The sequence below is a fragment of the Williamsia sp. z34 genome, assembly GCF_059553395.1.
The window spans coordinates 337,562-351,959 of sequence record NZ_JCANWW010000006.1 but is presented as its reverse complement, the minus strand read 5'-3'; the positions used below and the strand labels follow the sequence as shown (position 1 = coordinate 351,959).

Here is a 14,398-nt window from a genome sequence, read left to right as displayed (position 1 = left end):
CCGCGTTCCGCCTTGGGTTGGGGGGTGTGCGGCGCCGGTCAGCGCGCGTTGATCCATTCGATCGTGTAGTCGTGCTCGGCCGAGATCAACTCGGTGATGTTCTCGATGATCGCCTTCTCGACCTTGCCGCCGACGAAGGGAATGGCCACGTCGGCGGTGCCGTCGAACGTGACGGTGCTGCCCGACGGGGTCGCGGCCAGGGTCTGGGTGCCGTGGACCTTGGCGGGTGCGCCTTCGACCACTGCGGCGAAGGTGCCGCTGGAGATGGCGCCGCCGGAGAGCGACCAGCTGACGGTACGGGCGATGTGGAGGTCGCCGGGCCGGACCTTCGTCACGATCGACGGCAGTTTGTCTTCTGGGACACGTTGTTGCAGCACCACGGTGACCTCGTCGTCGGTGACCTTGAACGATTCGAGCTCGGAGACGTCGGCTGCAACGTTGGCCACCAGGTCTTTCCAGTACTGCTCGGACGTGACCGCCGCAGCGAAGTCGGCCGGGGGACACGGAAAGTCGATCGAATGCTGCAGCTTGGTCGCCATGAGTGCAGGCTACCGTTGCGGGGTGGCCGCACAAACACATGACCGCCTCTTGCTGTCCGAGATCACCACCTTGCGCGTCGGCGGTCCCGCCCGCGACGTCGTGAACTGCGACGATTCCGAGTCGCTGATCGACGCCGTCGGACGTCTCGATGCCGAGGGCACTCCGGTGCTGCTGGTCGGCGGTGGGTCGAACCTGGTGGTCGGCGACGACGGATTCGACGGGACGGTGGTCCGGATCAACAACACCGAACTCGACTGGCGGTCCGACCATGTCGTCGCCGACGCCGGTGTGAACTGGGATGCGCTGGTGGCCGAGAGCGTCGAGCGTGGATTCGGTGGCCTCGAATGCCTGTCCGGCATCCCCGGCGCCGCCGGCGCGACTCCGGTCCAGAACGTCGGTGCCTATGGGGTCGAGGTCGGTTCGCTGCTGCGGTCGGTGCAGATCCTCGACCGCCGTTCCGGCGCCCTCAATTGGGTCGACGCGGGCGATCTGGGTTTCGGCTACCGAACCAGCCGGCTCAAACATCGCAATGACGAACTGGTGGTTCGGGTCTCGTTCCGGCTCCGTGACGACGGGCAGAGTGAGCCGATCCGCTACGGCGAACTGGCTCGGGTCCTGGGCCTCGACGACGGAGAACGGGCGCCGGCGTCGAAGGTGCGGGAGACCGTGCTGGCGTTGCGGTCGAGCAAGGGGATGGTCCTCGATCCGGACGACCACGACACCTGGAGCGTCGGCTCATTCTTCACGAATCCGGTTGTCCCGCATGAATATTTGCCCAGGGTGCTGACCCAGATCGTCCAAGAACTCGGTTCGGAGGCGACCGTGCCGCAGTTCCCCGCGGACGGCGGTGTGAAGCTCTCGGCCGGATGGCTGATCGAGCATGCCGGTTTTGCCCGAGGCTTTCCGGACGCCGATGCGCCGGCTCGGCTGTCCACGAAGCACGCGTTGGCGTTGACCAACAGGGGACAGGCCACCAGTGCCGACATCATCGATCTCGCTCGCCGGGTGCGTGGTGGCGTGCAAGAGAAGTTCGGTCTGTGGCTCGAGCCGGAACCGGTGCTGGTCGGCTGTTCGTTGTAGTCCGATCAGCTGACGCCATCGCCGCAGGTCAGTGGTGTGGCGAGTAGCGGCGACCAGCGGCGCAGGTACTGTTTGGCGCATGACAGATTACCGTGACCGTCTGCTGCTGTCTCGGCGCGCGGCCCTCACGGCGATAGCCGTCGGCGCGGCCGGGGTGACTGCTGCGGCCTGCAGTACCGGCGACGATTCGACCGATGGCGCCGGGCAGGGCAAGGCACCTGCGGAGCCGAAGGCCGACATCACCTACAGTCCGGCCCTCGACGTGACCGACGCCTCACCCATCGAGGTGGTGTCGGTCAAGGTCTCGGAAGGCGTGCTCAATCCTGATGTGCAACTGACGAATGCGAACGGGCGGGTGGTCTCCGGCGAGCTGTCGGCCGACCGCACGACCTACACGATCACCGAACCACTCGGCTACGGCGGACAGTACACCTGGGCGGGGTCGGCGATGGGTGAGGACGGCAAGGCCGTCCCGGTCGCCGGTACCTTCGGCACACTCACCCCGGACAGCCAGATCGGGCTGGTGATCAACATCGCCGACGGCCAGGAAGTCGGCATCGCCGCACCGCTGATGCTGAAGTTCGACGGTGTCGTGTCGGACAAGGAAGCCGTCGAGAAGGCGCTGACGGTCACCACCACTCCGCCGACCGAAGGCAGCTGGGGATGGCTGGGCGAAGACGGCGGATCCCGCGTGCACTGGCGCACCAAGGACTATTACCAACCGGGCACCACGGTGTCGATGGTCGCCAAACTCTATGGCGTGAACTACGGCGACGGCAGCTATGGCGAGGCCGACGTCACGAGCGACTTCGTGATCGGGCGCAACCAGATCGTCAAGGCGGACGCCGACTCACATCAGATCGTCGTGGAGAACGACGGCAACACCCTCATGACGTTGCCGTGCAGCTACGGCGAAGGTGACCTCGACCGCAACGTCACCCGTTCCGGTATCCACGTGGTCAGCGAAAAGCACGAGCAGTTCTACATGAGCAACCCGGCGGCCGGGTACTTCAATGTGCTCGAACGCTTCGCGGTTCGAATCTCCAACAACGGTGAGTTCATCCACGCCAACCCGGCCACCCTCGGCGTCCAGGGGTCGTCGAACGTCACCAACGGCTGCATCAACCTCTCACTCGAAGACGCCGAGCGGTACTTCAACACCGCGATGTACGGCGACCCGGTGGAGGTCATCAACACCCGCATCCCGCTGTCGGAGGCCGACGGTGACATCTTCGACTGGATCTACGACTGGGCAACCTGGAAGTCGCTGTCGGCGATCGGTGGTGAGCCCGAGGCAAACTCGGCGCCGGCCACCCCGTCGAATGCTCCGGCCGTGTCCGGCATCCCGACGACAGCAGTGAACTCAGGGGCACCGCAGGCCCCCGTCGGCTGAGTCAGCCCGCGGCAGGTGCCGTCGACCCGGTGGTGGGTTCGGCGCCCGCTGTCGTCGGCTCCCCGGTCGGCGTCTCGGTAGCCGGTGCGACTTCGGGTTCCGGCGCGGCCACGGTGGCGGTCGGTAGGAGTGTCCACACCGCCTTTGTGATCGTCACCGTCTCGGTCGTCGGGTTCTCCGGATCGGTGATGTCGGTCAGTCCGACAGTCCAGACCCCGAGGCTGTCCGTCGCCGAGGCGACCGACGACTGTGTCAGTGCGCTTGTCAACACTGTTCGTCTCACGTCGTCGGAACAGCTGAGTTCTGCCGTCGTGTGTGTCGGATCGGGGACCATGCAGGTCACCGGTGCGTCCTCGAAGGTGAAGGTGAGACTCGAGACGATCTCACCGCTGCCGGAGAACGCAGTCGGGGTCGGGACCGCACTGCTGGTCGCCGGTGCGGCCGAAGGCGCCACGGGCACTACCGGTTCGGAGGACGCGGGCTCTGCCGAAGCGGGCTGCTCAGGAACCGTCGGGACGGTTGATTCGCCGGGAACCGCGGTTTCCGGAGTCGCCACAGCGGTTGTCGATGACGCCGTCGACTCGGCTGCTGCGCGGCGCCGGACCTCGGGTGCAGGCTGTCCATCCGCCTGGATCCCGTTGGCTTCCTGCAACTCTGGGTCGTCGGTCGTGAACGGGGTGTTCAGGGATGCCGGTGTCGGCAGCGGCCGACTCAGTGGGGGAAGGCCCTCGAGGTTCAGGATGCCGCCGACCGCGCGGATCAATGGCTGCAAGGTGTTCAGATCCAGCAGGGTCAGGGACACCGGAGTCGGTGCCGGTGCGGGCGCTTCGACGATGGTGGTGGTGTTGTTGGTGACGGTGGTCTGCTCGTTGGCGTAGGTCACGTACACGACCTGTGCAGGGGCGTACCCGGGCCACGGGTTGCCGACGGTGCGGTAACCGGCGACCGGTGTACTTGCCGGTGGCGCAAGCGGATTGCCGCATGAGCAGCGAACGCGGGGAACCCCGAACGCGTCGACGAGTACGGAGGTGCCGGCCTCGAACACCGACTGGAACGCATACGCCCCGGAACTGGTGTAGCTGTGGTTCGTGACCCAGGTGTCGCGGGTCAGGACAACCGGGGTGAGTGTGTCGAGGTAGTACGGGATCTGTTCGGTGCCGATCCCGAAGACGCTCGCCCACGCGCCGGCCTTGGCCGGGTTGTCGGACAGGTGGTTTGCCAGCGCGGCGGTGTCGCAGACTGCGTCACCGTCGGCGGCGTACAGACCCGCGGTGGTGCCGTCGACGCCCTCGACGCCGCGGACCGTCGGCGCACCCGCGGGGGCGAGTCCGATGACGGCCCCATCCAGGGGACGGTTGCTGACCGCGACGGACGGGGTGAACGGGTCGGTGCCGGTGCTGTTGGCTGCTTCCAGCACGAGCTCGGGTGCCGTGGTGGCCTTGACCTTGCTGTCGGAGGCGGAGAACAGGTACGCCGCACCGATACCCAGGAACGTCAACAGCAATGCGGCAACGACCGCGAGCACGATGACGATCTGCTTGCGGTCGTTGGGCGGAGACGGGATCGGTCCGGTGGGCGCAGCGCTGTATGGATGGTTCACTCGAGTCTCCAGGGTCCGGTGCGGACCCTGGACCGCCGTGATGGGGGACCGGCTACCCGCTCAAGGATTATGTCTGGACTTCGGGCGGTGTGTGGGATGTGTTACCGGACTTCGCGATATTCATCCGAACATACGAGAACCTCTAGCCTGTCTTGATGTTTCGGCGGGCAGAGGCCTGGTCGCGGGGCATCAGCAGGATGGTATCGAGATTGACGTGCGGTGGGCGGCTCGCGACGAAGCCGATCACCTCCGCGACATCGTCGGCGGTGAGTGGCGTCAGTCCCTGATAGACCTTGTCGGCCTTCTCCGCATCACCGTCGAAGCGAACGAGTGAGAACTCGGTCTCGACCATGCCCGGCTGGATCTCGGTCAGCCGGACCGGCTTTCCGAGGAGCTCGGGCCGCAACGTCCGGTGCAGAACCGCTTGGGCATGTTTGGCCGTCGTGTAGCCGGACCCGTTGTCGTAGGCCTCGATGGCGGCGATCGAGCTGATGGTGACGATCAGACCGTCACCGGAGTCGATGAGTTTCGGCAGCAGTGCCTTGGTCACCCGCAAGGTTCCCAGGACGTTGGTCTCCCACATCCAGCGCCAGTCGTCGAGGTCGGCCTCGGCAACGGAGGCCAGACCTTTCGCGCCGCCGGCGTTGTTGATCAGGACGTCGACCGCCGGGATCTGCGCACAGAACTTCTGGACCGATTCCTCATCGGTGACATCGAGGGGGATGGCCGTCCCGTCGATCTCTTCGGCCAGCTTGTGCAGGCGGTCGACGCGGCGCGCACCGACCACCACGTGATAGCCCTGCGCAGCAAGAACTCTGGCGGTGGCCTCGCCGATACCGGAACTGGCGCCGGTTACAACGGCGACCTTGCGATCACCAGTGTTGGACGCGGTGGTGGCTGCAATAGTCATGGTGTGCAGTGTAGGTGCGCCCGGACCGGTAGATTTTTGCACCATGGGGTCTGACGAAGCCGGCGGTGGAGCTCGAACGGCATCCCGGGCCGGTGGATCACGCACGGTGTCGTTTGAACGGGGTGAGGGCGCCGCCGCGGTGGTGTTCCGGGCCGTCCGCACCCAGGGCCCCGTCACGCGGGACCGATTGCCTGCGGCAACCGGTCTGTCACCGGCGACGGTCAACCGACAGCTACAGGCACTTGATCGTCTCGGACTCGTCCGGGAACGTCCGGACCTGGTCGCGTCGGGGGCGATCGGACGTCCGAAGGTGCCGTTGACCCTCGACCGGGACCGGTTCTGCGTGATCGCCGTGCACATCGGTGCGCAGTCGACCCTGTTGATGGTTGCCGACCTCGGTGGCCGACCGCTGCAGACGGTCGCGATGTCGACGCCGGTCGGGCCGGCGAAGGAGGCCCTGCGGCTGATCGCGCGGCGGGCGGCGCTGGTTGCCGAATCGTTCACCCAGCGGGTACCGCTGTGGGCCGGGGCCGCCATCGGTGGCACGGTCCACCGGGACGGTAGCGTCGACCATCCTCAACTCGGTTGGCAGCGGGCGCCGGTCGGTGAAGCCTTGGAACGCGAACTGGATGTGCCGGTCTCGGTCAGCCAGCACGTTCAGGCCATGGCTGCGGCCGAGTTGCTCCTCGCCGGTGCCGACCACACCACCGGTACCGATCTGCTCTTCTACGTCCGGGAAACGGTCGGTCTGGCGATCACGATCGACGGCAGGGTCCAGGAACGTCCCGGCAACATCGGGCACCTGCCGGTGCACGCACCGCTGTTGACGGGGCAGCCGCAATCGCTGCTGCAGGATGTCGTCGGCCGCAAGGTATTCGACGATGCGGTGGCCGCAGGCGGTGATGCGAGTGCGCTGCACGACGAACGAGCCCGGGTGCTCGGTGAGATGGTGGCCCTGGTGCGCGACCTCATCAATCCCGATCGGGTCGTCCTGGCCGGCCAAGTGTTCGCCGAACACCGCCACGGTCTGGCCCCGGTGCAGGCGGCGTTCGATGCGGCCAGCGGGCTGGGGCCGATGGAACTGTCGCCGCCCAGGTTCGGTGCGCGCGTTCAGGAAGGCGCTGCCGTGGTGGTATCACTCGGAGCGCTCTACGCTGATCCCATCGGGGCCTTGCAGAATTTCAGCGCCTGACTCGGCAGACCATTCGAAGGAAGGGAGCGTCCAATTCATGTCAGGTGATTTCGGACAAACTGCTCAGCGTGACGTCTCGGCCGTACTCGACGTGGTGGTGAACAAGGCCACCGACATCGAACTGCAGATCGCCGTGGCCAGGCTGCCCGGGCTGGAAGTGAACGAGACCCTGTCCATCTGGTTGGACGGCAACCGAATCGTCCCGGATGAGATCGTGACGGACAGCGGTAGTCGTATCCACTGGCTGCAGGTGGAGTCCGGTGAACTCTCCGTTCGCTACACGGCGAGCGTCCTGACACCGGCTGATCCCGCGCAGGTCACCGAGCTCGACCGTTCGCTCTATCTTCGGCCGAGCCGGTATGCCGAGGCCGACAAGTTCTTCGGCTTCGCCGCCGGTGAATTCGACACGAGTGTGCCGGCGGCCGAGCAGTTGGTCGCCGTCACGAACTTTGTCCGGCATCGGCTTTCGTACATCTTCGGTGCCAGTGACCCGATCGACGGCGCGGTCGACACCCTGCTGTCCGGGGCCGGTGTCTGCCGGGACTTCGCGCATCTGGTGGTTGCGCTGTTGCGGGGCTTGGGTATTCCGGCCCGTCTGGTGTCGGTGTACGCGCCGGGTCTGTACCCGATGGACTTCCATGCCGTGGCCGAGGCGTTGATCGACGGCCGGTGGGTGGTCGTCGATGCCACCGGACTGGCGCCGCGTCAGTCGCTGGTCCGGATCGCATCCGGTCGCGATGCCGCCGACACGGCCTTTCTCGACAGTCACGGCGGCGACGTCGTCCTGCGCAGCTATCAGGTGGGCGCGATCGTGGCCGGCTACCTACCGATCGACGATCCGTCCGCCCAGGTCCAATTGCGTTAGCCGCTCACAGGCTGTGACTGCGCTGACTGATCACAGGCTGTGACTGCGCTGACTGATCACAGGCTGTGACGACGGACCGGCGAACGCCAGGGCCGCGGCGTGGTGCATCGTCGCGGTCCGGCCGATCGTCGTGGCGGCGTCGGGGTATCGGCGTCCGGTGTGCAGGTCGAGCAGATCCACGTGAAGCTCTTCTCGCGTCGTGGTTGGTAGGTCATGTGACCACTGTCCACGGCGCCCCTTGGTGTCCACTTGGAGTGTGCTTGGTGCCTGGTCGCTATTCGCTCAGCAGCCGCGCACAACGGAGTAGTCCGATGTGGCTGTAGGCCTGTGGGTGATTGCCCAGGGCGCGTTCGGCAACGGGGTCGTACTCCTCCGAGATCAATCCGGTCGGACCGGTCACCTTGATCATCTGGTCGAACAGCGCTTCGGCGTCGTTGCGCCGGTTGATGAGGAGGTAGGCCTCGATCAGCCACGCTGCGCACAGGTGGAAGCCGCCTTCGTCGCCGGGTAGACCGTCGTCGTGGTGATACCGGTACACCGTTGAGCCACTGCGCAATTCGGCCTCGGTGGCGACGACTGTGGCGGTGAACCGCGGATCGGACGGGTCGATCAGTCCCGACAACCCGATGTGCAGGGTGGCGGCGTCGAGGTCGATCCCGTCGTAGGCCGCGGTGTAGGAGTTGGCCGCCTCGTTCCAACCCTGACTCAGGACCTGGCGGGCGATGGTGTCACGAAGGACCGGCCAGCCGAGCTCGGTGTCGCGGCCGAATTCCGCACCGAGCTTGAGGGCCCGGTCGACGGTCATCCAGCACATCACCTTGGAGTACACGTGATGGCGGGGGTTGCCACGGATCTCCCAGATACCGTGGTCGGGCTCGGTCCACCGACGTTCCACCGCATAGACCATGTCCTGCACCAGTTCCCAGTCGGCGGCCGACAGGGGATCAGGATCGCCGGCGGCGGCGCGGGCGTGGGCCAGGGTCGAGATCAGGTCGACGATGGGTCCGAAGACGTCGAGCTGGACCTGCTGGTTGGCCGCGTTGCCGACCCGGACCGGACGCGAACCGGCGTACCCGGGCAGGGAGTCGATGACGGCCTCCGGCGGAAGTCCGCCGCCGGCCAGTGTGTAGAGCGGATGCAGCCACTCGGGACCGGTGACGGTGCCGAGCACCCGATGGAGCCAGCCCAGATAGTCCTCGGCCTCTTTGAACGAGCCGACGGACACCAGCGCGGATGCGGTCAGCGCCGCATCGCGTAGCCAGCAGTAGCGGTAGTCCCAGTTGCGGACGCCACCGATCTCCTCGGGCAACGAGGTCGTGGCCGCGGCCATGATCGAACCCGTGTCGCTGTGGACGAGTCCACGCAACGTCAGTGCCGACCTCTTCATCAGGTCGCGCTTGATGTTGGGCAGGTCCAGCGTCGCGGCCCATTCGCTCCAGTAGGCCTCGGACTCGGCGCGGCGCTCGGCTTCCGGGACGGCCGAGGCTTCGAGATCATCGGAGCCACAGCGCAATTCGAGAACCAGTGGCTCTTCGGACAGCTGGATCACCGCGGTGGCGGTCTGGTGGTGGCGGTCGGTTTCGATTTCCCAGGCGACACCCGGGGCGCGCAGGACGATCGGCTCGTTGGAGCCGGACACGCGCAGTCCCTCTTCGAAGATCTCGATGCGTACGGCGGCCTGACCGAACTCGGGCCGTGGGGCGAACCGCACCCGGGCCTTGGCGCTGCCACGGATCACGCGGGTCAAGTCGGTGCGCCCGACGTTGACGTCGTGCGGAAGGTAATCGGTGACCTCCAGGCCGGCCCAGCGGGTGCGGACGGTCATCGTCCCGTCGACGTAACGCTGGCTCAGTGGGAGAGGCTTCTTTTCTCCCTCGACCACCGGGCTGATCGAGAACTCGCCGGCCTCGTCGGTCCCGAGCAGGTTTGCGAACAGCGCCGCGGAATCGGGCTCGGGATGGCACATCCAGCAGATGTCGGCTTCGGGGGTGACCAGCGCGACGGTGCGCGGGGACGCGAGCATGGTCAGCCGCTCGATCGGGACCGCGGCGTCACCGCTGAGCCAGGTGCGGCGTTCCTCGACGAGGAAGGCCAACGCGGCGGCGACCTGCTCGGGATCGTCGACCCGATAGGCGGCCAGGGTGTCACCCTCACCGACCTTGATGCCCAAATCGGGTCCGTGGAGGCGTTGAAAGGCTTTTTCGTCGGTGACGTCGTCGCCGAAGAAGATGGCGGCGCTGGCACCGGCCTCGTGGCGCAGGATGTCGAGGGCCTGGCCCTTGTCGGTCTTGATGACCGCGAGCTCGATGACGCACTTGCCCTCGGTGACCTGGACGCCGTCCCAGGTCGCCGGGCCGGTGCGAGCCCGTTGGAGAGCTGCGTCGGCGTCCGCCGCGGTGGCGTTCCGCACGTGCAGCGCGGTGCTGGCCGGTTTGGTCTCCACGGTCACGTTGTCGAAGTCGGCGGCGATCGCGCGCAGTTCGACGATCAACGTTTCGAGGAGTGCGGTGGCCTCGGGGGTGATCTCGTGGACAAAGCCCACGTCGAACTCGCTGCCGTGGCTGCCCACGAGGTGGACCTCGGCGGGCAACCTCGACAGGGTCGCCAGGTCGCGCAACGCTCGCCCGGAGATCACCGCCGCGGTGGTCGAGTCGAGTTCGGCGAGGGCACGCATGGCCCGTACCGAGTCGACGTTGGGTCGTGCATCTTGGGGGCGGGAGACGATGGGGGCCATGCAACCGTCGTAGTCCGAGGCGACGAGCAGCCGGGGCATACGAGCGATGGCTTTCAGGGCGCGCCGCAGTTCCGGAGCCAGGTCTTGTGCACTCACTACGCGAGTCTAAGTCTGCGGACCCCGGCGAAGTCCAATCCACTGCCTGGCGCGGGGGCAATTGCAGCGCTCATCACAGTTTTCGGGTGCGGGCCCGGCGCGTCGCCGGACCCGGGACGGTCACACGATGTCAAGTCCACGGTTCTCACTCGGCATCGTTTCGGTGTCGGCACCCAGTGCACCCAGGAAGCTCTTCGCCCAGCGCTGCACGTCATGGGTGAGGACCTGCCGTCGCAGGGCCCGCATCCGGCGCTTGCCTTCTTCGGGGTCCTGTTCGAGCGCTTCGGTGATGGCCAGCTTCACACCGTCGGTGTCGTACGGATTCGCCTGGAATGCCTGCCGGAGTTCGGCTGCGGCACCGGTGAATTCGCTCAGCACCAAGGCGCCACCAAGGTCGCTGCGGCAGGCGACATACTCTTTGGCCACCAGGTTCATGCCGTCGCGCAATGGCGTGACCAGCATGACGTCGGCCGCGACAAAGAACGCGATGAGGTCGTCGCGGGGGACCGGGCGGTGCAGGTACTGCACCACGGGATGCCCGACCTCGCTGAAGCTGCCGTTGATGTTGCCGACAAGTTGTTCGATATCGCCACGCATCTTGATGTAGCTGTCGACGCGCTCACGGCTCGGGGTCGCCAACTGCACCATGGTGATGTCGTTGGGGTTGACCCGGCCCTCCTCGAGGAGTTCGGCAAGTGCCTGCAGGCGGACATCGATGCCCTTGGTGTAGTCGAGGCGGTCGACTCCCAGCAGGATCTTCTTCGGGTTCCCGAGTTCCTCACGGATCTCGGCCGCCCGCTTGCGGACCTCTTTGGATTTCGAGCGCGCATCGAGTTCGCCGGAATCGATCGAGATGGGGAAGGCCCCGACCCGGACCGTGCGGAAACCGACCTGCACGACACCGAACTTCGCCCGGACACCGACCTGTCCCTTGGAGGTGGCCTGGCCGGCGAGCCGGCGCGCAAGGTAGAGGAAGTTCTGCGCGCCACCGGGCAGGTGGAATCCGATCAGATCCGCTCCGAGCAAACCCTCGATGATCTCGGTCCGCCACGGCATCTGCATGAACAGTTCGACTGGGGGGAAGGGGATGTGGAGGAAGAACCCGATTTTCAGATCGGGGCGCAGCATCCGCAGCATCTTCGGTACCAGCTGCAGTTGGTAGTCCTGAATCCAGACGACCGCGCCCTCGGCCGCTGCCTTCGACGCGGCCTCGGCGAACCGCCGGTTCACGGCGACATAGGCGTTCCACCACTCGCGGTGGTACTCGGGTTTGACGATGACGTCGTGGTAGAGCGGCCAGAGGGTGGCGTTGGAGAACCCCTCGTAGTACTCGGCGATCTCTTCGGCCGACAACGGCACCGAAAAGAGCTGAAGCCCTTCTACCTCAGGGTGCTCCGCGGAATCCGGCAACCCGGACCATCCGACCCAGGCACCGGTCTGGGACCGGAGGATGGGCTCCAGGGCGGTGACCAGGCCGCCTGGACTCTGCTGCCAGCGGACAGTGCCGTCTGGGAGTACCTGTTTGTCGACCGGCAGCCGGTTGGCGACCACGACAAAGTCGGCGCGGGTGTCGGACTCATGCGTTCGCGTGGCTGCCACAGATCAGGCTTCGCCCGGTGCAATTCCCAGCATTGCCAGCAACATCCGGCATTCGTCGGCATCGACTGCATAAGCAGCGACCACCCGACGCGCGGAGTTGGCCGTCTCGTCGGCCACGGGTTCCAGATCTTCGTCGGCGATATCGGTTTTGTCACTGGTCTTGGCAGGCATGGCGAATACTCTACCTGCTCAAAGTCGTCTGTCGGTCAGGCCGGCGCGCAGGTCCGACTTCCGCAGTGGCTGGGTCTCCGCGTGGGCATCGACCACGGGTTTACTTGTGAAGCGACCAGGGCGGATGGCCGAGCGTGCGGTCAGCAGAGCGCGCGTCGGCTTTGTCGCAATCCGGGGGCGGCGCAACGTCCGGGCGACGAACTCGCCGAGGGTGACACCGGCGGCGAGCGAGCACCCGACGCCCAGCGCAGATCCGATCGCGGTGAGGCCGTCGACGGTCTGACCGCCGATCAATCCGTAAAGCCCTCGATAGATCGCCAGACCGGGCAGCAGTGGCGTGATGCCCGCGACCGCGACGACAAGTGGTGGGGTCAACGCCCGGCGGGCGAGCAGACCACCGACGAGTCCGACCATCGCGGCGGCAATTCCGGACGAGATGACAGGTCCGAAGTTGTAGTGAACGGCCGTCGCGACGATCGCTGCGCCCATGGCACCGCCGATGAATGCGGTCGGCAGGGCCCGGAACTCGGCATAACTCGCGACGGCGAACGCCGCCGCCGCGGTTCCGCCGGCGATCACCCGCACGGGGGTGTTGGCGAGATCGAACGCGGTGGTCGAGGTGATCGTCGGCAGATAGACGCCGGTGGCCTCCATCAACCGGATGGCGATACCGACGCCGCTGATGATGCCGCCGGTCATGATGAGCAGCTCGAAAAAGCGGGCACCTCCGGTGATGGGGGCACCGGTGATCGCGTCCTGCACCGAGCCGACCAGCGACAGCCCGGACAGCAACACCACCACGCCTGCTGCGATGACCAGCGACGGCTTGATGTCGACGCCGAGTGCCTCGCTGTTCTCGTAGACGATCGCCGCGGGGATCACCGCGAAGAAACCGCCCGTCATCTGCTGGAAGAACAGTGGGGTGCCGATCTTGTTGAGCAGTCGGTTGGTTCGGTCGATCACGGCCGTGGTGAAGAAGGCCACCACCGCGACCAGCCAACCGCCGCCGAGCAATACCGACAGCGCGCCGGCCATCGACGCCCAGGCCAGAGTTGCGACCCAGCGTCGGTAGGGGTGGGGCGCGGCGATGATGGCGTCGATGACCGCATGCGCCTCACCGGGGTCGATCGCCAGGTTGCGGATCCTGCGCACCAAACGGTCGACTGCGGCCAGTCGGGTGAAGTCGAGGGAGCGATAGTGGACCGATTGCATCGCATTCACCGGTGGCATCGACGCGCCGCGACGCGCGCTGACCCAGATGGTGTTGTATGTCACTTCTACTTCGCAGTTTTCGACGCCGTACATGCTTGCGACGAAACGCACCTGTGTCTGCGTGTCGATCGCGCCGGTCCCCGAGTCGAGCAACACCGCTCCTACCTGGATCGCAAGGTTGAGTACCTCGGTCACCGCGGCGTCGTCGGTGAGGTCGATCGGTTGTCGTGGCGATACCGCTGGCTCGAACGGTTCGATCGTGTCGATCGTCGCTCGACGACTGCCGGCGAGGAGCCGGGGAAGTCTCGCGATATACTCACGCACGCAGTTGCCTCCTTAGCTCAGCGGTAGAGCACTCGCCTTGTAAGCGAGCGGTCGTCAGTTCAATCCTGACAGGGGGCTCCACAGATAACTCCATCGATAAATGACTGTTGACCAGTTGTTTTGTGTTCGTTCTTCGGCCGCCAGTCATGGTACTTGCAGAGCGTTCCGGTTCCCGGTGCGGTGTTGGATGGTCCACGCACGTCTTTCGGGCACAGATTTTCGCCCGGTGCGGGGTCCCATGCGGGACCGACCGACATCGGTCTGGTGGTCGCTGGGAGTCGCTGGGAGTTGTGCGCAGGCGACAGCACTACCTGTCGTCGAGCTCGGGGGCGATCAGCTCGCTCAGTCGCGCATGCCGGATAGGACCGGCGTTACGCGCGGGGAGTCTTCGGGTCGAGGAGACCGTTTTGCGCCAGCACGTGACGTAGGCGCTGCTTGAGTTCCTTGCTTGGCGCATCCGTATGGGGAGGCGCGACCGCTGCCCTGATCGTGAGGAGTTCGACGATGTTCTCGTCGAGTTTGATGCGTTTCTCGCGCGCCTCCGGCGTCATCTGATCGGGTTCGTGCGTCATGGAGGCCTGCAATTCGCTCAGTCGTTCCCTGAGCGCCTCGAGGGCGTTGTCGATGTCATCCACGAATTGGGTCACAACTCCATCATTGACGATGTACATCTTCGACGCCG

Annotated in this window: 13 protein-coding genes and 1 tRNA gene; 5 read left to right on the top strand and 9 right to left on the bottom strand. The window is 66.0% G+C overall.

Going from position 1 to position 14,398, the window contains the following annotated elements; translation table 11 throughout:
• Nucleotides 1-38: 38 nt before the first annotated feature.
• Entirely contained in the window at nt 39-539 is a 501-nt protein-coding gene (locus tag AC51GT_RS17450; protein WP_496325004.1) for a DUF2505 domain-containing protein, read from the bottom strand.
• On the opposite strand from AC51GT_RS17450, the gene AC51GT_RS17445 reads away from it, so the two are divergent.
• Together AC51GT_RS17445 and AC51GT_RS17440 are read left to right on the top strand one after the other, a co-directional pair.
• Nucleotides 538-1,620, top strand: coding sequence for a UDP-N-acetylmuramate dehydrogenase (locus AC51GT_RS17445; RefSeq protein ID WP_496325003.1), 1,083 nt, complete (start codon nt 538-540; stop codon nt 1,618-1,620). The genes AC51GT_RS17450 and AC51GT_RS17445 overlap by 2 nt on opposite strands.
• Nucleotides 1,621-1,699: 79 nt before the next feature.
• On the top strand, nt 1,700-3,013 hold the full coding sequence (locus AC51GT_RS17440; protein WP_496325002.1) for a L,D-transpeptidase: 1,314 nt from the start codon (nt 1,700-1,702) through the stop codon (nt 3,011-3,013).
• Nucleotide 3,014: 1 nt separating this feature from the next.
• Here AC51GT_RS17440 and AC51GT_RS17435 read toward each other — a convergent pair whose 3' ends face one another.
• Nucleotides 3,015-4,613, bottom strand: coding sequence for a DUF6777 domain-containing protein (locus AC51GT_RS17435; RefSeq protein WP_496329570.1), 1,599 nt, complete (start codon nt 4,611-4,613; stop codon nt 3,015-3,017).
• Between the two features lie 142 nt (nt 4,614-4,755).
• Nucleotides 4,756-5,523 carry an SDR family NAD(P)-dependent oxidoreductase gene (locus AC51GT_RS17430; protein ID WP_496329569.1) on the bottom strand — a complete coding sequence of 256 codons (768 nt, stop codon included), beginning with the start codon at nt 5,521-5,523 and terminating at the stop codon, nt 4,756-4,758.
• Nucleotides 5,524-5,566: 43 nt separating this feature from the next.
• On the opposite strand from AC51GT_RS17430, the gene AC51GT_RS17425 reads away from it, so the two are divergent.
• On the top strand, nt 5,567-6,715 hold the full coding sequence (locus tag AC51GT_RS17425) for an ROK family protein (RefSeq protein ID WP_496329568.1): 1,149 nt from the start codon (nt 5,567-5,569) through the stop codon (nt 6,713-6,715).
• A 37-nt stretch (nt 6,716-6,752) separates the two neighbouring features.
• Nucleotides 6,753-7,580, top strand: coding sequence for a transglutaminase-like domain-containing protein (locus AC51GT_RS17420; protein ID WP_496329567.1), 828 nt, complete (start codon nt 6,753-6,755; stop codon nt 7,578-7,580).
• 30 nt (nt 7,581-7,610) lie between these two features.
• Here AC51GT_RS17420 and AC51GT_RS17415 read toward each other — a convergent pair whose 3' ends face one another.
• The 5 genes from AC51GT_RS17415 to AC51GT_RS17395 all read right to left on the bottom strand — a co-directional run bounded on the left by AC51GT_RS17415 (nt 7,611) and on the right by AC51GT_RS17395 (nt 13,716).
• Nucleotides 7,611-7,760, bottom strand: coding sequence for a hypothetical protein (locus AC51GT_RS17415; protein WP_496329566.1), 150 nt, complete (start codon nt 7,758-7,760; stop codon nt 7,611-7,613).
• A gap of 94 nt (nt 7,761-7,854) precedes the next feature.
• A complete protein-coding gene (gene otsB / locus AC51GT_RS17410; RefSeq protein WP_496329565.1) occupies nt 7,855-10,410 on the bottom strand; it encodes a trehalose-phosphatase in 2,556 nt (851 codons plus the stop codon).
• 120 nt (nt 10,411-10,530) lie between these two features.
• Nucleotides 10,531-12,009, bottom strand: coding sequence for an alpha,alpha-trehalose-phosphate synthase (UDP-forming) (locus tag AC51GT_RS17405; RefSeq protein WP_496324995.1), 1,479 nt, complete (start codon nt 12,007-12,009; stop codon nt 10,531-10,533).
• 3 nt (nt 12,010-12,012) lie between these two features.
• A complete protein-coding gene (locus tag AC51GT_RS17400) occupies nt 12,013-12,180 on the bottom strand; it encodes a PIN domain-containing protein (RefSeq protein WP_331884771.1) in 168 nt (55 codons plus the stop codon).
• Nucleotides 12,181-12,198: 18 nt separating this feature from the next.
• Nucleotides 12,199-13,716, bottom strand: coding sequence for a threonine/serine exporter family protein (locus AC51GT_RS17395; protein ID WP_496324994.1), 1,518 nt, complete (start codon nt 13,714-13,716; stop codon nt 12,199-12,201).
• Nucleotides 13,717-13,722: 6 nt separating this feature from the next.
• Between AC51GT_RS17395 and AC51GT_RS17390 the strand changes: the two genes are divergently transcribed.
• Nucleotides 13,723-13,797, top strand: a tRNA-Thr gene (locus AC51GT_RS17390).
• Between the two features lie 290 nt (nt 13,798-14,087).
• On the opposite strand, the gene AC51GT_RS17385 is transcribed toward AC51GT_RS17390, so the two are convergent.
• Entirely contained in the window at nt 14,088-14,363 is a 276-nt protein-coding gene (locus AC51GT_RS17385) for a hypothetical protein (protein WP_496324993.1), read from the bottom strand.
• Nucleotides 14,364-14,398 lie beyond the last annotated feature (35 nt).